The organism is Arthrobacter sp. P1_D4, from assembly GCF_056406115.1.
On record NZ_JBFUAU010000016.1, the window covers coordinates 24,614 to 43,075 of the forward strand.

General features: G+C 66.1%; 16 protein-coding genes. 6 read left to right on the plus strand and 10 right to left on the minus strand.

All coding sequences use genetic code 11. From position 1 onward, the window contains the following. Positions 1-89 precede the first annotated feature (89 nt). Genes AC1D0A_RS15620 through AC1D0A_RS15630 form a run of 3 tightly spaced genes read left to right on the plus strand, consistent with a single transcriptional unit; the run spans position 90 to position 1,831 of the window. On the plus strand, positions 90-782 hold the full coding sequence (locus tag AC1D0A_RS15620; RefSeq protein ID WP_476946246.1) for a GntR family transcriptional regulator: 693 nt from the start codon (positions 90-92) through the stop codon (positions 780-782). Positions 783-836: 54 nt separating this feature from the next. After that, entirely contained in the window at positions 837-1,469 is a 633-nt protein-coding gene (locus AC1D0A_RS15625; protein WP_476946247.1) for a PfkB family carbohydrate kinase, read from the plus strand. Next, a complete protein-coding gene (locus tag AC1D0A_RS15630; protein WP_476946248.1) occupies positions 1,466-1,831 on the plus strand; it encodes a PfkB family carbohydrate kinase in 366 nt (121 codons plus the stop codon). The genes AC1D0A_RS15625 and AC1D0A_RS15630 overlap by 4 nt, the downstream gene beginning before the upstream one ends. 35 nt (positions 1,832-1,866) lie before the next feature. On the opposite strand, the gene mmsB is transcribed toward AC1D0A_RS15630, so the two are convergent. The 10 genes from mmsB to AC1D0A_RS15680 form a co-directional block, all read right to left on the minus strand. Beyond that, entirely contained in the window at positions 1,867-3,312 is a 1,446-nt protein-coding gene (gene mmsB / locus AC1D0A_RS15635; protein WP_476946249.1) for a multiple monosaccharide ABC transporter permease, read from the minus strand. Between the two features lie 5 nt (positions 3,313-3,317). Continuing rightward, positions 3,318-4,847 carry a multiple monosaccharide ABC transporter ATP-binding protein gene (mmsA, locus tag AC1D0A_RS15640; RefSeq protein ID WP_476946250.1) on the minus strand — a complete coding sequence of 510 codons (1,530 nt, stop codon included), beginning with the start codon at positions 4,845-4,847 and terminating at the stop codon, positions 3,318-3,320. Between the two features lie 108 nt (positions 4,848-4,955). After that, positions 4,956-6,080 carry a multiple monosaccharide ABC transporter substrate-binding protein gene (chvE, locus tag AC1D0A_RS15645; RefSeq protein WP_476946251.1) on the minus strand — a complete coding sequence of 375 codons (1,125 nt, stop codon included), beginning with the start codon at positions 6,078-6,080 and terminating at the stop codon, positions 4,956-4,958. 244 nt (positions 6,081-6,324) lie between these two features. After that, on the minus strand, positions 6,325-7,227 hold the full coding sequence (locus AC1D0A_RS15650) for an aldose 1-epimerase family protein (protein WP_476946252.1): 903 nt from the start codon (positions 7,225-7,227) through the stop codon (positions 6,325-6,327). Continuing rightward, entirely contained in the window at positions 7,224-8,744 is a 1,521-nt protein-coding gene (gene araA / locus AC1D0A_RS15655) for an L-arabinose isomerase (protein ID WP_476946253.1), read from the minus strand. Before araA ends, AC1D0A_RS15650 begins: the two co-directional genes overlap by 4 nt. A 55-nt stretch (positions 8,745-8,799) precedes the next feature. Further along, positions 8,800-9,480, minus strand: a complete 681-nt coding sequence (locus AC1D0A_RS15660) for an L-ribulose-5-phosphate 4-epimerase (RefSeq protein WP_243178196.1) — start codon at positions 9,478-9,480, stop codon at positions 8,800-8,802. Then, on the minus strand, positions 9,477-11,258 hold the full coding sequence (gene araB / locus AC1D0A_RS15665) for a ribulokinase (RefSeq protein WP_476946254.1): 1,782 nt from the start codon (positions 11,256-11,258) through the stop codon (positions 9,477-9,479). Before araB ends, AC1D0A_RS15660 begins: the two co-directional genes overlap by 4 nt. Positions 11,259-11,367: 109 nt before the next feature. Beyond that, positions 11,368-12,390 (minus strand): LacI family DNA-binding transcriptional regulator, encoded by a 1,023-nt coding sequence (locus tag AC1D0A_RS15670; protein WP_243178194.1) that lies wholly within the window; start codon positions 12,388-12,390, stop codon positions 11,368-11,370. Between the two features lie 195 nt (positions 12,391-12,585). Further along, positions 12,586-13,665 (minus strand): LacI family DNA-binding transcriptional regulator, encoded by a 1,080-nt coding sequence (locus AC1D0A_RS15675; RefSeq protein ID WP_243178193.1) that lies wholly within the window; start codon positions 13,663-13,665, stop codon positions 12,586-12,588. Position 13,666: 1 nt separating this feature from the next. Next, positions 13,667-14,917: a Gfo/Idh/MocA family protein gene (locus AC1D0A_RS15680; protein ID WP_476946255.1), complete on the minus strand. Its 1,251-nt coding sequence runs from the start codon at positions 14,915-14,917 to the stop codon at positions 13,667-13,669. A 171-nt stretch (positions 14,918-15,088) separates the two neighbouring features. Between AC1D0A_RS15680 and AC1D0A_RS15685 the strand changes: the two genes are divergently transcribed. The 3 genes from AC1D0A_RS15685 to AC1D0A_RS15695 all read left to right on the plus strand — a co-directional run bounded on the left by AC1D0A_RS15685 (position 15,089) and on the right by AC1D0A_RS15695 (position 18,419). Next, positions 15,089-16,045 (plus strand): carbohydrate ABC transporter permease, encoded by a 957-nt coding sequence (locus tag AC1D0A_RS15685; protein ID WP_476946256.1) that lies wholly within the window; start codon positions 15,089-15,091, stop codon positions 16,043-16,045. A gap of 12 nt (positions 16,046-16,057) precedes the next feature. Further along, positions 16,058-16,990 carry a carbohydrate ABC transporter permease gene (locus AC1D0A_RS15690; RefSeq protein ID WP_459383508.1) on the plus strand — a complete coding sequence of 311 codons (933 nt, stop codon included), beginning with the start codon at positions 16,058-16,060 and terminating at the stop codon, positions 16,988-16,990. An 85-nt stretch (positions 16,991-17,075) separates the two neighbouring features. Next, positions 17,076-18,419 carry an ABC transporter substrate-binding protein gene (locus AC1D0A_RS15695; protein ID WP_243178189.1) on the plus strand — a complete coding sequence of 448 codons (1,344 nt, stop codon included), beginning with the start codon at positions 17,076-17,078 and terminating at the stop codon, positions 18,417-18,419. Positions 18,420-18,462: the final 43 nt, after the last annotated feature.

The following is an 18,462-nucleotide window of genomic DNA, read 5'->3' on the forward strand; positions in this document are numbered from 1 at the left end:
TGATAGCCCCCTACTAGGATGCATCAATTTCACGGATTGTTCAACAATCCGACGATTCAACATTGGGACAATCGTGTAGATTCGGCACTATGACCACTCCCGATGCAGCTGCCGTCTCCGCCCTCGGCGCAGCTGCGGCGCGGCTGCGCGTGGCCGTCCCGTCCGTGGCGGACCGGGTGGCGGCCGAGCTGCGCCTGCAACTGGCGGAGGGCCTGCTCCTGCCGGGAGCCCGGCTCACGGAGTCGACCATCGCCGAAGACCTGGGCGTCTCCCGCAACACGGTCCGCGAGGCCTTCGCCGAACTGGCGGCCGAGCGCCTGGTGGTCCGGCACCCCAACCGCGGCGTCTTCGTGGCCAGACTCGAGGCCGGCGACATCCACGACGTCTACACCGTGCGCCGCGCCATTGAAGTCAGTGCGATCCGCGGCGGCGGGAGCCCGGAGCGCGTGGCCGCGGTCCGCGCTGCCGTTGAAGAGGGCAAGGCCGCCGCCGCCGCCAATGACGAGGAGGCCCTGGGCAGCGCCAACCAGCATTTCCATGGCGCGATCGTGGCCCTGGCAGGCAGCCGGCGGCTGGACACGATCATGTCCCAGGTGCTGGCCGAGATGCGGCTGTTCTTCCACAAGGCCACCGTGGACGCGCACTTCTACCGGGGCTACCTGCCGGACAACGAGGAAATCTGCACCGCCCTGGAAGCCGGAGACCTGGACCAAGCCGGCGCGCTGCTGCTGGCCTATTTGAACCGGTCCGAGGAGCGCCAGGCCGCCGTCCACGGCGAGTGAACGATTCCATGGAATCGATTCCATGATTTGGTTTGAGCGCGAGAGGCGGCAGCAGTGACGGGACCATCCATCACCATCAAGGACGTGGCGGCACTGGCAGGCGCCTCCCCCGCCACGGCGTCCAGGGTGCTCTCCGGAAACCCGGCAACCTCCGCCGAGTCCCGCCAGAGGGTGGCCGCCGCCGTCACCCAGCTGGACTTCCACCCCAACGCCCAGGCGCGCGCGCTCCGTTCCACCGGGACCAACGTCATCGTGACGGCAGCGCCCCTCAATTCCGCCCCTGTCCGGGCCGGCGCCGCGGTGACGTTCACCGGCGCCGTCGGCGACGACGCCCATGGCCGGCGGATTCTTGAGGTCCTCGCCGAGGCTGGCATCGATGCCGGCCACGTTCGGGTCAGCGGCACCGCCGCCACCGGAACGGCGGTCATCGCGGTCGATGACCAGGGCGAAAACCAGATCATCGTGAGTCCGGGTGCAAACGCCGGGCTTACCGCCGCCGACGTCGAAGCGGGACTCGCCGCCGTCCAGGCCGGCGACGTCCTGGTCCTGCAGCTGGAAATCCCGACCGCGCTGGTCCGGCAGGCCGCTCGGACCGCGAAGAATCGCGGGGCATTCGTCATCCTCAACGCCGCCCCGGCCCCCGGCAGATCGAGGCGCTGCTCGAGGACGTCGACCTCCTGGTGGTGAACGAACAGGAAATCCAGGTTCTCGCCGGCCTCACCGGCCTGGCCGGAATCCAAGGAAACCACCGGGACCTGGTCACGTCGCTCCCGCCCTTCCTGAGGCCGGCCATCGTGTGCACCGCCGGCGCGGAAGGATCCTTCACCGTCGTTGACGGCAGTCCCGTGCATGTGCCGGCGACGAAAGTGGACGCCAGGGACACCACCGGAGCCGGCGACACGTTCGTGGGCTACCTCGCCGCATCACTCGCCGGCAGCGACCGCGAGCTGCCTGCGGCAATGCTCCACGCCACCCATGCCTCCGCTGTCGCCGTGACGCGCCCCGGCGCCATGGAATCGATTCCATGGCGCGATGAAGTACCGGCATAGCCAAACCCGCAACACCCCGCCTGAACGTCCCGCACTCAGTCCCGCACGAAGGAGACCCATGAAAATCGCACTCGGCAACGACCACGCCGGCTGAACACCCGCGAAACCTGGGGGGCCAAGGAGAAGGCTGAAGTCGACGCCATCATCGCCGGCGAACCGGGCGCCGCCGCGGAGGACCAGACGGCGCAATCGGCGGCCCGGTAGCGGCCCAGCAAAGACCCGCAATAAACGCCCGACCGGGGCCGGCCTCTTGGGGGCCGCGGGGTTTTCAGCTTGAGACGCTCGATGATCGAGATCCCACCGCCCTTGCCGCTGCGGTTCTTGTTGAAGATGTCGAAGCCGACGGCGAGGAGCAGCACCAGGCCCTTGATGAGCTGCTGGTAGTCGGTGCCGAGGCCCAGGATCGACATGCCGTTGTTGAGGACACCCATGATGAGACCGCCGATCATGGCCCCTGCCACGGTTCCGATGCCGCCTGTGACTGCGGCGCCGCCGATGAACGCCGCCGCGATGGCGTCCAGTTCGAAGCCCGTGCCGCCGGCCGGCTGGGCGGAGTTCAGCCGGGCCGTGAACACGAGGCCGGCCAGTGCGGCAAGGACGCCCATGTTCACGAACAGCCGGAAGGTGACGACCTTGGTTTTGATGCCGGACAGCTCAGCCGCGTGCAGGTTGCCGCCGAGTGCGTAGGTGTGCCGGCCGAAGACGCTGTTGTTCATCAGGGCCGTGTAGACGATCACCAGGACCGCCAGCACGATCAGGACGATTGGGGTGCCCCGGTAGCTGGCGAGCAGGAAGGTGATGGTCAGCATGAGCAGGGCAATGAACGCGGTCTTGGTGGCGAACCAGGCCACCGGTTCGTTCTCGAGTTCGAACTTCTTGCGGATCCGGCGTTCCTTGACCGCCTGGATCACCAGCGCCAGGGTGGCGCCGACGCCAAGGATGACCGTCAGCCACTCCAGCACCGACGTGCCGCCGGAAATGTCCGGCAGGAAGCCGCCGCCCAGCGCCCGCAGTTCGCCGGGGAACGGCGTGATCTGCTGGTTTTTGAGAACGATCAGTGTCAGGCCGCGGAAAATCAGCATCCCGGCGAGGGTGACGATGAAGGCGGGAATGCCGACGTACGCGATCCAGTAGCCCTGCCAGGCACCCACCAGCGCGCCGATCAGCAGGCAGGCCGGAATAGCAAGCCACCACTCCCAGCCCCAGTGCACGATCATGACACCGGCACAGGCGCCGATGAAGCCGGCGACCGAACCGACGGACAGGTCGATGTGGCCGGCGATGATCACCATCACCATGCCGATGGCCAGGATCAGGATATAGCTGTTCTGGACCACCAGGTTGGTGACGTTCTGCGGCTCCAGCAGGATCCCGTCCGTCAGGATCTGGAACAGCAGGACGATCAGGATCAGGGCGACAAAGATGCCAACCTGGCGGAGGCGGCTTGTCAGGAAGCCCAGGGATTCTCGGAGGGCGGACATGTTCGCTATTCCTTCTCTTTGGTCATGTAGTGCATGAGGGTTTCCTGTGATGCTTCGGCGATCGGGACCTCGCCGGTGATGTGCCCGGCAGAGAGGGTGTAGATCCTGTCGCAGATGCCCAGCAGTTCGGGAAGTTCGGAGGAGATCACAATGACCGCCTTTCCTTCCGCGGCCAGCTTCGCGATGATCGTGTAGATCTCAAACTTCGCGCCGACGTCGATGCCGCGGGTGGGTTCGTCGAGGATCAGCACGTCCGGATCGGAGTACATCCACTTGCTCAGCACCACTTTCTGCTGGTTGCCGCCGGACAACTTGCCCGTGACGGCGGCAACCGAGGGGGCCTTGATATTCATGCTCTTCCGGTAGTCGTTGGCCACCACGGTTTCCTGGTTCTTGTCCACCCAGCCGCCCTTGACCAGCTTGCGCAGCGCCGCCATGGATACGTTCCGCTTGATGTCCTCGATGAGGTTCAAACCGTAGAGCTTGCGGTCCTCAGTGGCGTAGGCGATGCCGTGCTTGATGGCGTCGGAGACGGTGGAAGTGTTGATTTCCGTGCCGTGTTTGAACACCTTCCCCGAGGTGGCGGTGCCGTAGCTCCGTCCAAAGACGCTCATGGCCAGCTCCGTCCTGCCGGCACCCATCAGTCCTGCCAGCCCCACCACTTCCCCCTTGCGCACGTTGAGGCTGGCGTTGTTGACCACCACCCGGCTGTAGTCCTGCGGGTGCCGGACGGACCAGTCCTCGATCCGCAGGACTTCCTCGCCAATCTGTGGTTGCCGGTCCGGATACAGGCTTTCCAGGTCCCGGCCCACCATTCCGCGGATAATGCGTTCCTGAGTGATCTCGCCGTCGCCCAGGCGGAGGGTCTCGATCGTCTTGCCGTCGCGGATGATGGTGACGGCGTCCGCAACCTTGCGGATTTCGTTGAGCTTGTGGCTGATGATGATGCTGGTGACACCCTGGCCCTTCAGGTGCAGGATCAAGTCCAGCAGGTGGCTCGAGTCCTCGTCGTTGAGGGCCGCCGTCGGTTCATCGAGGATAAGGAGCTTGACCTCCTTCGAGAGTGCCTTGGCGATTTCCACGAGCTGCTGCTTGCCCACGCTGATGTGCTGGACGGGGGTGACCGGGTTTTCGCTCAGGCCCACCCGGGCCAGGAGTTTCGCGGCCTCCAGGTTGGTCTTGCGCCAGTTCACCCAGCCGCGGTTGGCCTGTTCATTGCCGAGGTAGATGTTCTCGGCGATGGACAGGTAAGGGCTCAGTGCCAGCTCCTGGTGGATGATCACGATTCCGCGCTTCTCGCTGTCGCTGATGCTGGAGAAGTTGCAGGGTTCGTTTTCGAAGAGGATGTCGCCGTCGAAGGAGCTGTGCGGGTAGACGCCGGACAGGACCTTCATCAGGGTGGATTTCCCTGCGCCGTTTTCACCGCACATGGCGTGGACTTCGCCGCGGTTCACCTGCAGAGTGACGTCCTGGAGGGCCTTCACGCCCGGGAAGGTCTTGGTGATTCCTCGCATTTGAAGAATGGGTGTGTTCATCGCCAATTCTCACTGACTGGTAGTACCTGAGACGTCCTGCGGCTGCAGGAGTCTGCGGGAAAGGGTGGCGGCCCGGACTCGACGGCGGCCCGCCACCCTTCGACGTGGCTACTTGACGTCGGCCGCCGTGTAGTAACCGGAGTCGATGAGTTCCTTCTTGTAGTTCTCATTCGTGATGATGACGGACTTGAGCAGGTACGCAGGGACGACCTTGACCTTGTTGTCGTAGGTCTTGGTGTCGTTGACCTCGGGTTCCTGACCCTTCAGGAGGCCGTCGACCATCTTCACAGCCTGGGCTCCCAGCTGGCGGGTGTCCTTGAAGATCGTGGAGTACTGTTCGCCGGCGGTGATGGACTTCACCGAACCCTTTTCGGCGTCCTGGCCGGTGACGATCGGCAGGCTTCCCTTGGCGTAGCCGCCGGTGCTCGTCAGGGCCGAGATGATGCCGATGGAGAGGCCGTCATACGGGGAGAGGACGCCATTGAGCTTGGTGCCGGAACTGTAGGCGGCCGTGAGAATGTCCTCCATGCGCTTCTGGGCCACGGGGGCCTGCCAGCGCAGGATGGCAGCCTGCTCAAACTTGGTCTGGCCGCTGGGCACCTTCAGGGTTCCGGCGTCCAGGTACGGCTTGAGGGTGTCCATGGCGCCGGTCCAGAAGAAGTTGGCGTTGTTGTCATCCGGGCTGCCGGCGAAGAGCTCCACATTGAACGGGCCCTTGCCTTCGACCTTTTTGCCGCTGGCGTCAACAAGGCCCAGGCCGGTCAGCAACGAAGTGGCCTGCTGGACTCCCACCGTGTAGTTGTCGAAGGTGGTGTAGAAGTCGACGTTCGGCGTGCCGTTGATGAGCCGGTCGTACGCGATGACCTTGACGTTCTGCTCCTTCGCCTTGGCGAGGACATCGGTCAGCGTGGTGCCGTCGATGGCCGCGACGATGAGGGCTTTGGCGCCCTTGGTGAGCATGTTCTCGATCTGGGACACCTGGGTGGGGATGTCATCATTGGCGTACTGCAGGTCGGCTTTGTAGCCGAGCTTCGTCAAGGATTCCGAGACGTTCTTGCCGTCGGCGATCCACCGCTCCGAGGTCTGCGTCGGCATCGAGATCCCGACGAGGGAACCGGCGGCGTCGGCGCTGGCGGCCGGGGCGGCCGTGCCGGGCCGGCTGCCGCAGCCTGTGGCCCCTACGGTCACAGCGAGGACAACCGCGACGGCGCCCAGGAGTTTCCTGATCTTCACAATTTTCTCCTTCCGCGGACCCAAAGTCCGCGAAGTTGCTCCTGATCGCAGTCCTGCACGTCATCGTGCCCCTGCGGGGCGGTAACAGCGGGAGGATTGCGGAGGTCTGAATGGAACGGGGATTCAGCCGTCAAGGGAACTGCGGCTGATTGTTATCGCTAACAATATGGTCAAAGATAGCTTCTTGAAACATGTGAGTCAACGCACATTCGGCGCCAGTCTCCTTCGGACCGCCGCCGGACCCTCACGCGGCGAAGATGCGCCAGGCCGCGCGGTGCGAGGCTCCGGGTCCGAGCCGCACGAGGTCCGTGCCGGTGTTGAAGGCATCCGGCGGGCACGTCATGGGTTCCACGGCGAGTCCGAGCCGGCCGGGCAGCGGCGGTTCAGCATCCCCGGTGTAGAGCTGCAGCCAGGTGCAGCTGCGGTCCCAGGCCATGCCGACGCCGGTCCCGCCCGGGTCCCGGACCACGAGGTGTGCCTGCCCGTCGCCGTCGAACACCATGTCGGTGAAGGCATGGTCGATCTTGGTAGAACCGATGACGCGGGCCGCGCGGAAGTCATATCCGTGTCCTTCAACGGACCGGGTGGCGATCGGCAGCAGCCGGTCCGGCGTGACCTCGAGGAACGTCCGTGCCGGCACCTCCAGGCTCCATTGGTCCAGCGGCGCCGGCCCGGCCAGCAGATACGGGTGGGGACAGACCCCGTAGGGTGCGGACCGCTGCCCCACATTGGCTGCTGTGACGTCAGTGTGCAGGCCCCCGCTGGCCAGCCGGTAGCTGGCGGTGATCGACAACGCGAAGGGGTAGCCCGGCACCGGCCCGATGGCGCAGGAGAACTCCACGGCGGAATCCGTCCGGGACTCCAGCCTCCACTCCAGCTCCGGGGTGAAGCCGTGCAGGGCGCATTGCCGGTCGGGTTCGTTGACCGGGAGCTCGTAGTCCGCACCGCCAAAGGTGTACGTCCCGTCGGGAATCCGGTTCGGCCAGGGTGCCACGATGACGCCGCGGAAGTCCGGGTTGGGCCCGCCGGCCGGGAACGGGACGATCAGGTCCCGCCCGCGGAACTGCAGCGTTCGCACCGCTGCACCGCGGGCGGCGACGACGGCGGTGTACTCCCCGTGCCGGAGCCCGTATTCGTCCCCGGTCACAGACCGCCGGCAAGCTTGTAGTAGGCGGCGTTCCAGGCGAGTTCCTTCTTGAAGCCCCTGATGGTGGTGCCGTCGTCAATGTTCAACAGTTCGGTTTGGGCGATCTCGGCGAAGTCCTCGAAGACGTCCATGCCGACGGCGGTGGAAAGCACAGTGTGGTGGGCGGCTCCGGCGGTCAGCCAGGCAGCAGCGGAGGTGGCGAAGTCCGGCTTGGGCGACCAGAGGGCACGGGCCACCGGCAGGTTGGGCAGCGGCTGTTCAAGGTCCACGACGTCGACGGCGTTGGCCACGAGGCGGAAGCGGTCGCGCATGTCGGACAGCGCCACCACGACGCCGGGGCCGGCATCGGTGTCGAAGACCATGCGGACGGGATCTTCCTTGCCGCCGATGCCCAGCGGGTGGATTTCCACGCGCGGCTTGGCGGCGGTCAGGGACGGGCAGACCTCCAGCATGTGCGCGCCCAGGATTTTCTCCTGGCCCGGGACGAGGTGGTAGGTGTAGTCCTCCATGAGCGAGGCGCCGCCGGGGAGCCCGGCGCCCATGACTTTGGCTGCCCGGACCAGGATGGCAGTCTTCCAGTCACCCTCGGCGCCGAATCCGTAACCGTCGGCCATGAGGCGCTGGACGGCCATGCCCGGCAGCTGGCGCAGTGCGCCGAGGTCTTCGAAGGACGTGGTGAAGGCGGCCGAGCCGTTGGCCTCCAGGAAGCTGCGGAGCCCAAGCTCGATCCGGGCGCTGTAGCGCAGCGACTCGTGGCGCGGGCCGCCGGTGCGGAGTTCGGGGGCCACGTCGTAGAGCCGCTCGTATTCGGCGACGAGGGAGTCGACGTCGGACTCTGCCGCGCCGTGCACGGCGTCGGCGAGTTCATTGACGGACCAAGTGTTGACCGAGACGCCGAAGCGCAACTCTGCCTCGGTTTTGTCCCCTTCGGTGACGGCGACATTGCGCATGTTGTCGCCGAAACGGGTCAGCTTGAGGGTCCGGACGGCCGCCCAACCCGCCGAGGCGCGCTGCCAGGATCCGACCTGGCGGGACACCTCGGGGTTGGACACGTGGCCGACGACGGTTTTGCGCGGGATGCCGAGGCGGGACTGGATGTAGCCGAACTCGCGGTCGCCGTGCGCGGCCTGGTTCAGGTTCATGAAGTCGAAGTCGATGTCCGCCCACGGCAGTTCGACGTTGGCCTGGGTGTGCAAGTGCAGGAGCGGCTTCCGGAGCAGGTCCAGGCCCTGGATCCACATCTTGGCCGGGGAGAAGGTGTGCATCCACGCGGTCACGCCGATCACGGCGTCGTCCGAGTTGGCATCCAGGGCGGTGCGGCGGATGGCGTCCGAGTCCGTGAGCACGGGCTTCCAGACGATTTTCACCGGGACGTCGGCGGAGGCGTTCAGCGCGTCAGCGATCTCTTGGGACTGGGCGGCGACCTGCTTGAGGACGTCCTCGCCATAGAGGTGCTGGCTGCCGGTAAGGAACCAGACCTCGTACTGCTCAAGGGACGTGTTGTTGGCGTTGGACATGTTTTCTCCTGCGGATGGTTTGGGGGCGACGCGGCTTCGGGGCCTGGTTGTGGGCCTAGCGGCCGTAGACGTTCTGGTAGCGGGCATAAAGCGAGTCGATCTGGGCCGGGTCGATCGGCAGTGGTTCACCGAGTTGCCGGGAAATATGGACGGTCCGTGCCACTTCCTCGCACATGACGGCGGCTTTGACCGCCGAGCGGGCATCCTTGCCCACGGTGAAGGGCCCGTGGTTCTGCATCAGCACGGCCGGCGAGCTGGATTGGGCCAGGGTGTCCACGATGCCGCGGCCGATCGAGTCATCCCCGATCAGCGCGAACGGGCCCACCGGGATCGTCCCACCGAACTCGTCACCCATCATGGTCAGCACGCAGGGGATCTCCTCTCCGCGCGCGGCCCAGGCCGTGGCGTAGGTCGAATGCGTGTGCACCACGCCGCCGACCTCCGGCATGTGCCGGTAAACGTAGGCGTGCGCCGCGGTGTCCGAGGACGGTGACAGCGCGGGGTTGCTCCAGTCGCCCTCCGCGGGCGTGCCGTAGAGGTCCGTGACAACCATGCTCCCGGGCGTGAGGTCCGCGTAGGAGACTCCGGACGGCTTGATGACCATCAGGTCATGGCCGGGGACGCGGGCGGAGACGTTGCCGGCCGTCCACACCACCAGTTCGTAGCGCGTGAGTTCGGCGTGCAGTTCGCAGACCTCGCGACGGACCTCCGCGATGCTTTCCAGCAGGTTGCTCATGCGGACACTTCCTCTGCGACCGGGCCGGCGGGGACGGCGGGGACGGCGGGGACGGCGTTCTGCTGCGGAGCGCCCGCAGTGGCAGCAAACGAGGGCCTGGCCGCACGCTGGATCGCCTTGAGGCGGTGCATCACGCTGTTGGTGCCGCGGCCGAAATAGTCGTGCAGCGTCCGGTACTCCTGGAAGAGTTTTTCGTAGGCGGCAACATTTTCCGGAATGGGAATATAGATGCTGCCGGGCTCCGATCCCATGGCAGCCGCAGCGGCACGGATATCCGCGTATTCACCTGCGGCCACGGCGGCGTGGATGGCCGACCCCAGGGCGGGCCCCTGGGTTGAGCCGATGGTGGAGAGCGGCAAGCCGGTGATATCCGCGTAGATCTGCATGAGCAGCTTGTTCTTCAGCAGGCCGCCGGCCACGATGAATTCCCTGACCGGCACTCCCGAGTCGCGGAAGGCGTCCACGATGGTGCGCGTGCCGAAGGCCGTGGCTTCCAGCAAGGCCCGGTAGGTGTCTTCGGGCCTGGTGGCGAGGGTCTGACCCACCACGACGCCGGAGAGTTCGTGGTCCACCAGCACGGAACGGTTGCCGGAGTGCCAGTCCAGGGCAATGAGGCCGTGTTCGCCGATGGCTTGGCGGGAGGCCAGTTCCGTGAGGTATTCGTGGATGCCCAGGCCTGCCGCTTCCGCTGCCTGGTGGTACTCGGGCGGGACGCCATTGTTCGTGAACCAGCCGAAGATGTCGCCCACTCCGCTTTGGCCAGCTTCGTAGCCCCAAAGTCCGTCGACGATTCCGCCGTCCACCACGCCGCACATGCCCGGGACTTCCCGCAGTTCGGCACCGTTCATAACGTGGCAGGTGGAGGTTCCCATGATGGCCACCAGCTGCCCGGGCTCAACTGCCTTCGCTGCGGGCACCGTGACGTGGGCGTCCACGTTGCCCACTGCGACGGCGATGCCTTCCGGCAGTCCGGTCCAGGCGGCGGCCTCGGCCGTCAGATAGCCGGCTGCATCGCCGAGCCGGCCGATGGTGTGCGCCAGCTTGGCGCTGACGAAATCCTTGAAGTCCGGGTTCAGGGCGGACAGGAATTCCTTGAATGGGTAGCGGCCGTCCTGGTAGATCCCTTTGTAGCCGGCCGTGCAGGCGTTGCGGACGTAGTTACCGCACAGCTGCCAGACGATCCAGTCAGCCGCTTCCACCCAGCGGTCCATCGCGGCGTAGCTTTCCGGGTCCTCCTCCAGCAACTGCAGGCCCTTGGCGAACTCCCATTCGGAGGAGATGAGTCCGCCGTAGCGCGGCAGCCAGTTTTCGCCGAGTTCCGCAGCCAGGGCGTTGATGCGGTCCGCCTGCGGCTGGGCGGCATGGTGGCGCCACAGCTTCACGTAGGCGTGCGGGCGGTTGGCGAATCCGGGAAGCTCGTTCAGCGGTGTGCCGTCGCCCTTGACGGGGACCATGGTGCAGGCCGTGAAGTCGGTGGCGATGCCCACCACGGCGGCCGGGTCGATCCCGGCGTCGGCGACGGCCGCGGGCACAGCCCGGCGGAGCACGTCGCGGTAGTCGTTGGGCACCTGCAGGGCCCATTCGCCCGGAAGCCGGATGCCGGCGACCCCAGCCGTGTCTTTCGGAAGCTCGCCGGTGACCACGGCATGCGGGTACTCAAAGACCCCGCTGCCCAGTTCCTTGCCGTCCCGGACCCGGACGACGACGGCCCGCCCGGAAAGCGTGCCGTAGTCCACGCCGATGACAAAGTTTTCGGTTCCGTCCACTGAGAAGTCCATCAAATCCTCCAATAGGTTCCGCAACATTGCGAACCCCCCTATTGTTAGCGCTAACAAACATGCTGTCAAGAAGCCTGGCACGTATTGCCGGAACGGAGGGCTTCGGCCCTTAGGAGAGACGGGGACGGGGTGCGGTGCTGGCGCGCACCACGAGCGCAGGTTTGACCACCAGGGCGCCACTGGCGGCATCACCCTCGACCTGGGCGCGTATCAGGTCCATACAGCGCTTTCCGAGTTCCTCGAAGTCCTGTCGCACAGTGGTCAGCGGCGGCATGAAGTAGGCGGATTCGGGCTGGTCGTCAAAGCCAACCACGGAGACGTCTTCCGGAACCCGGATGCCCTTCTCGCCAAACGCCCGCAGCAGCCCGAGCGCCATCTGGTCGTTGCTGACGAACACTGCGGTGGCGCTGCGCTGTTCTGCCAGCTGCTGCCCGATCCGGTACCCGCTGTCCGCACTCCAGTCCCCCTCGACCAGAAGCTCGTCGGAGAGGCCGGCTTCCGCCAACTCCTCGCGCCATCCGTCAACCCGGGCTTTGCCGTCCACCCAGTCGAGCGGTCCGGAGACATGGCCGATCCGCTCGTGGCCAAGGCTGATCAGATGGGCGACGGCCAGCCGCGCGCCGAGCTTCTGGTCGACCATCGCGCCGCTCAACCGCCCTTCTCCGGCTCCGCCGACGACGATCACCGGGAGATCCAGGTTCAGGTCCTCGAGCACCTGAAGTGTCCCGTCGTGCGGCACGATCACAATCAATCCGTCCGCGCCCTGGTCCGTCAGGTGCCGCACCGCATCGCAAATGGCCTTCGCCGCGGCCCCCTTAATCGCGGCAATACTCACGAAATACCCTGCTTCCCTGGCGGCTTGCTGGACCCCCAGCAGGGTATTCGCCGGGCCGTATTGCCCGAGCTCGGAGGCGAGGACACCGATGGTCTGGGTGCGCCGGGTCACCAGGCTCCGGGCGGCCGTGTTGCGCCGGTAGCCGAGTTCGGCAATCGCCGCCTCGACCCGGGACTTTGTTCCCGTGCTGACATTCGGGTGGTTGTTGATCACCCGTGAGACGGTCTGGTGGGAAACCTTGGCCAGCGCTGCGACGTCTTCGAGCCGCGGCTGCCGCCGGTCATTGTTGTTCCCCATGCGAGGCCCCTTTCGTTCCGATGCCGTCCACCGGCTTGAATCAAATTGTGAAATCAAACGATAGGAGGGCACGGGGCGCCCGCTGGTCGGCCGCCCCCCGGCTCCTGTTAGCGCTAACCATAGTCCATTTGGACCCTGGTGTGACGCCCGCAGGGAACGACGCCGGGAACCGCAACGACGTGCGCGGCGGGGAACTTACGTGCCCGGCTGGGCCGCTACCGGCGCGGCGGGCCCGGGCGCGGCGGGTACCGGCGAGCAGCCGCAGGACGCGCGCAGGACCAGGTCCACGGGGAAGATCCTGTTCCGGGTGGGAGACACGCCGTCAAAGCCAATGAGCGCTTCGACGGCGGCCTCGGCCATGGCCTGGACGGGCTGCGCGACCGTGCTCAACGGCGGCCAGCTGAACTCCGCCTCAGCCGAGCCGTCGAAGGAGAAGACCGCCAGGTCCTCGGGGACCCGAAGCCCGGCCTCGGACACGGCGCGCAGCAGGCCGACGGCCTGCAGGTCGGAACTGACGAACACGGCGGTGGGTCGGTCCGCGGCCGCAAGCAGCCGCTGCCCGGCCCGGTAGCCGCCCTGCCGGTCGAAGTCACAGCGCAGGATGGGTCCCTCCGGGAGACCGGCCTCCGCGAGCCCCTGCTGCCACCCGACCTCGCGGGCATCGAGATCATTGCCGGCGTTCATGCCCATGACCAGTGCGATGTTGCGGTGGCCGTGGCCCACCAGGTGCTCGACGGCACGCCGGGAGCCTTCCAGCAGCTCCACGCCGACCGAGTTGAAGCCCGGCACCTCGGTGCTGTGGTTGAGCAGCACGGCGGGGATCTCCGAATGCTCCAGCTCGGTCAGGTCGGGTTCGAACAGCACGCTGGAGAGGAAGACCCCGTCAACGCGGCGGCTCGCGAGGTTCCTGACCTGGCGGCGCTCATTGGCCGCCGATCCGCCCGAGTTCGCCAGCAGCAGGGCATAGCCGCGCGCCGCCGCGGCTTCCTCCACGGCGCGGGCCAAAGTGGCGAAGAAGGGGTTGGTGGTGTCCGGGACCACCATGCCGAGCATCTCGCTGGAGCCAAGTTTCAGTGCCCTCGCCGCGGCGTTCGGACGGTACCCCAGGGCGCTGATGGCCTCGCGGACTTTCGCAGCAGTCACCGGGGAGACCCGCTTGGGGCCGCCGTTCACCACATAGCTGACGACGGCGGTGCTGACGCCCGCCAGCCTGGCCACGTCTTTTCGGGTGATCGTGGGCCTGGCGGAGGCGGGCGAGTGTGGCACAGTGACCATGCTACCGCCGGAGTTCCCGGGCAAAGCCTTCCTCATTGATTCCCTGCGCAGGCAGCCGAACGGGGGCGTCGCCGTGGTCCGGCACGGGCAACCGCTCCCCGCCGCGGAGGGCGGACTCGTGCGCCACGATCCCCGGCAGCGTGTAGCGGGCGGCTTCCCAGGCGTTGACGGGCGGGAGCGTTCCCGTGTCGACGGCCGTGGCGAAGTCGTCCACCAGGAAGTGGTGGCTGCCCTCGTGCCCGTTGTGAAGTCCGCGGAACTCGGCCGGAAGCCGGCCGGCGTCGTGCACGGCGGCCAGCCCGGAGCTGAAGGCGTCGCGCAGGGCCGGTGCGACGCCGGCCAGCGCCGGATCGTCCGCGGCGAGCGTGGCCCGGGTGGCCAGTTCCTCGCTGACATCGGTCACGGACTCCTTGTCCTGCCACACACTGACCAGGGCCAGCTGCTCGAAGCTGGCTTCGGTGCCGAAGAAACGGAAGCGGCTTTCGCGCAGGTGGGAGGGGTAGCCGACGCGGCGCATCTCATTGATGCGCATGGACCCGCCGGTTGAAAGCTCGAACAGCGCGGTGGCATTGGAGAAGTCGTTGCCGAACATGCTGACGTCCTTGTCGAACACACCGTCTCCGCGCTCGTCGGGGACGCCAATGCAGCTGACGCTGACGGCATGGCCGCCGATCGCGCCCAGCACCCCGCCGGTGGAGTGGGTCGGGTACAGCATGGGCGGGTAGCTGGCGGTGCTCTTCCAGTCCTCCCCGCCGCTGTACTGGTAGGCCTCGTAGAAGCCGAGATCCATGTCGTGGACGTAGTCGCCCTCGGCGTAGAAGATGCGGCCAAAGGCGCCTTCAGCCTTGCGCTTGCGGGCATAGACGGTGGCGGGGTTGTAGTAGCTTGTCTCGCCCATCATGTAGGTCAGGCCCGTCTCCCGGACGGCCTCGATGATCCGGGCGGTCTCGTCCTCGCTGATGGCCATCGGCACTGCCGAATACACATGCTTGCCCGCCCGGAGCGCCTGCAGCACCAGCGGGCCGTGCGTCCAGCGCTGGGTGAAGATCGCCACAGCGTCGAGGCCGCCGTCGAGCATGGCCTCAAAGCTGGGATAGGTCCCCGCCAGGCCGAGCCGCTCCCGGAGGGCCTCGGCCCGTTCCGGCAGGACGTCGGTGACATGGACTTCTGAAATCGCGGGATGGGCGTCGAAGAGTTTGGCGAAGGCGCCTGCAAACTGTCCGGCGCCGACGATGCCTAGTGAGAAAGTCATGCACGCAAGTTTCACACCAGTTTCTACTCGAGTCAATAGCAGACAATGAGCAGAAATTTTCCGCCCGGAAACATGAAAGAAACGGTTGCGCATTGGAAAGTTACTCGTGTAGATTCAAGCCTCAGTTGTAATCCACGTCACAGCATCCACGTAACTGCGGAGGAACCACCAATGACCACCACAACTGCCCGCGGAGCCGCCCTGGCCCGCAAGGCGACCGGCCCGGGAACGGGCAACGCTGCCCCCCGCCGCCGGCGCCGACCCCGGAGCGACCTGAGGGTCGCCCTCTTCTTCATCGCCCCGGCCTTGCTCGGCTTCGTTGCCTTCTACCTGGTGCCGAGCATCCGCGGCGTCTACCTCAGCTTCACCGAGTACAGCGTCTTGGGGGATCCCACCTGGATCGGCACCCAAAACTACACAGCGATCTTCGCGGACGATCTCTTCTGGAACGCCATGGCCGTGACGGTCCAGTACGTGGCACTGAACATCGGCTTCCAGACCGCCATCGCGCTCGGACTTGCCCTGCTGATGCACAACGTCGCCAAGTCCACGCTTATCCGCGGCGCCCTGCTGCTGCCCTTCCTTGTGGCGAACGTGATCGTCGCGCTGTTGTGGTTCTGGATGCTCGACTACCAACTCGGTATCGTCAACGAAATCATCAACTGGATGGGCCTGCCGCGCATCGCCTTCTTCGGCAGCGAGCAATGGGCCATCCCCACCATCGCCGGCGTCAACGTCTGGCGCCACATGGGCTACACCGCCCTGCTGATCTTCGCCGGCCTGCAGTCCATTCCCAACCACGTGTACGAGGTCGCCTCGCTCGACGGCGCCTCCCCGACCCGGACTTTCTGGAGCATAACGATGCCGCTCCTGCGCCCAGTGCTGGTGCTGGTCCTGGTGGTCACCGTGATCGGCTCCTTCCAGGTCTTCGACACCGTGGCTGTGACCACGGGCGGCGGCCCGATCAATGCTTCCCGCGTGATCCAGATGTACATCTACCAGAAGGCCTTCGGTGAATCCGACTTCGGCTACGCCTCGGCCCTGTCCGTCATTCTCTTCGTCATTCTCGCTCTTGTGGCCTTCGTCCAGATGAAGTTCCTCAAGGGCAACGAATCGGATCTGGACTAAGGAACCCCAGCCATGACTACATCCGCCCCTTCCCGTAAGAAGCCCGTCTCCAGCGTCCCCCCTCCCAGGAAACCGGTCAACTGGCGCCGCGTCGGTGCCTGGACCCTCGTCGCCATCGCCGTCGTCGTGACGATCGCGCCGTTCCTCTGGATGCTCCGCACCGCACTGTCCAGCAATGCCTCCCTGGCCTCGAACGCCAGCAACCTGCTGCCGGCCGACTTCAGCCTCGGCGCCTTCAAGCGGGTCCTGGGGCTGCAGAGCCCCGAGGAAGCAATCGCCGAGGGCGGCTCCGGCGCCGCCATCAATTTCTGGCTGTATCTGCGGAACTCCGTCATCTTCGCCACCGTCACAACCGCCGGGCAGGTCTTCTTCAGCGCGATGGCCGCCTACGCCTTCTCCCGGCTGCGCTGGCCGGGCCGGAACGTGGTGTTCGGCCTGTTCCTGGCCACCATGATGGTCCCGCCAATCTTCACAGCCCTGCCCAACTTCCTGATGATCAAGAACCTCGGCCTGCTCAACACCTTCGCCGGCCTGGCCCTGCCGTTCCTGTTCATGACCCCCTTCGCCATCTTCTTCCTGCGCCAGTTCTTCCTCTCCATGTCCCGCGAGGTGGAAGAGGCCGCCATGCTCGACGGCGCCAAACACGTGCGGATCTTCTTCCAGATCGTGCTCCCGAACGCCGCGGCCCCCCTGGCCACCCTGGCGCTGCTGACCTTCATCGGCCAGTGGAACGAGTACTTCTGGCCGCTGCTGGTGGGCCAGGACGAAAGCGTCCGCGTCCTCACCGTGGGCCTGGGCGTCTTCAAGTCCCAGTCTCCGCAGGGCGCCCCCGACTGGTCCGGCCTGATGGCCGCCACCCTGATCGCGGCCCTGCCCGTCCTCCTGCTCTTCATCGCCTTCGGCAAGCGGGTGGTCAACTCCATCGGCTTCTCCGGCATCAAGTAACCCCGGCCCAACCCGCAGTGCCCTTCAAAGCACTGCCCGTCAACAAGCATTCCCCTCAAAGAAGCACTTCCATGAAAGGTCCACCATGAAGAAGACCCTCGGCGCCGTCGCTGCCGCTGCAGCCATCGCCATCTCCCTCTCCGCCTGCGGGGGGTCCGCCCCGGCCTCCACCGAGGCCAAGGGCGACATCAACTACTGGCTGTGGGACGCCAACCAGCTCCCGGCCTACCAACAGTGCGCCGATGACTTCCACAAGGCCAACCCAGACATCAAGGTCAAGATCACCCAGCGCGGCTGGGATGACTACTGGACCACACTGACCAACGGCTTCGTCGCCGGCACCGCCCCCGACGTCTTCACCAACCACCTCTCGAAGTACCCCGAATACGCCGCGAAAAAGCAGCTGCTCTCCCTCGACGAGGCGGTGGCCAAGGACGGCATCAAGCTGGAGAGCTACACCAAGGGACTCGCCGAGCTCTGGGTGGGCCAGGACGGCAAGCGCTACGGACTGCCCAAGGACTGGGACACCGTGGGCCTCTTCTACAACACGGCCATGACGGACTCCGCCGGCCTGACCGCCGAGCAGATGGCCAACCTGGAATGGAACCCGCAGGACGGCGGCAGCTATGAGAAGGCAATCGCGCACCTGACCGTGGACAAAAACGGCGTGCGCGGCGACGAGGCAGGTTTCGACAAGAACAAGGTGGCCGTCTACGGACTCGGCCTGGCCGGCAGCGGCTCCGGGCAGGGCCAGACCGAGTGGAGCTTCCTCAGCGCCACCACCGGCTGGAGCGCCACGGACAAGAACCCCTGGGGCACCAAGTTCAACTACGACGACCCCAAGTTCCAGGAGACCATCGCCTGGTGGGCCGGACTGACCGAGAAGGGCTACATGCCCAAGCTCGAGACCACCGTCGGCGCCAGCCTGGCGGACAACTTCGGCGCCGGCAAGGCTGCCATCAACACCACGGGTGACTGGCTGATCGGCCAGTACAAGAGCTACAAGGGCGTGAAGACCGCGTTCGCCCCCACCCCGAAGGGCCCCGAAGGCAAACGCGCCAGCATGTTCAACGGCCTGGCCGATTCCGTCTGGGCCGGCACCAAGAACCCGGCAGCCTCGATCAAGTGGGTCGAATACCTCGCCTCCACCGCCTGCCAGGACGTCGTAGCCTCCAAGGGCGTCGTGTTCCCGGCTCTCACCAGCTCCTCCGACAAGGCAGCCGAAGCATTCAAGGCCAAGGGCACCGACGTCTCCGCCTTCACCACCCACGTCAAGGAAGGAACCACGTTCCTGTTCCCGATCGCGGATAAGGCAGCCAAGGTGGACGGCATCATGAAGCCGGCCATGGACGCCGTCCTCTCCGGCAAGAAGCCTGCCAGCTCCCTCACCGAAGCCAACAACCAGGTCAACGCCCTCTTCAACAAGTAAGCGTTCGAAGCCACAGCCGCCCGCCACGGCGGCGCCCGGTGCG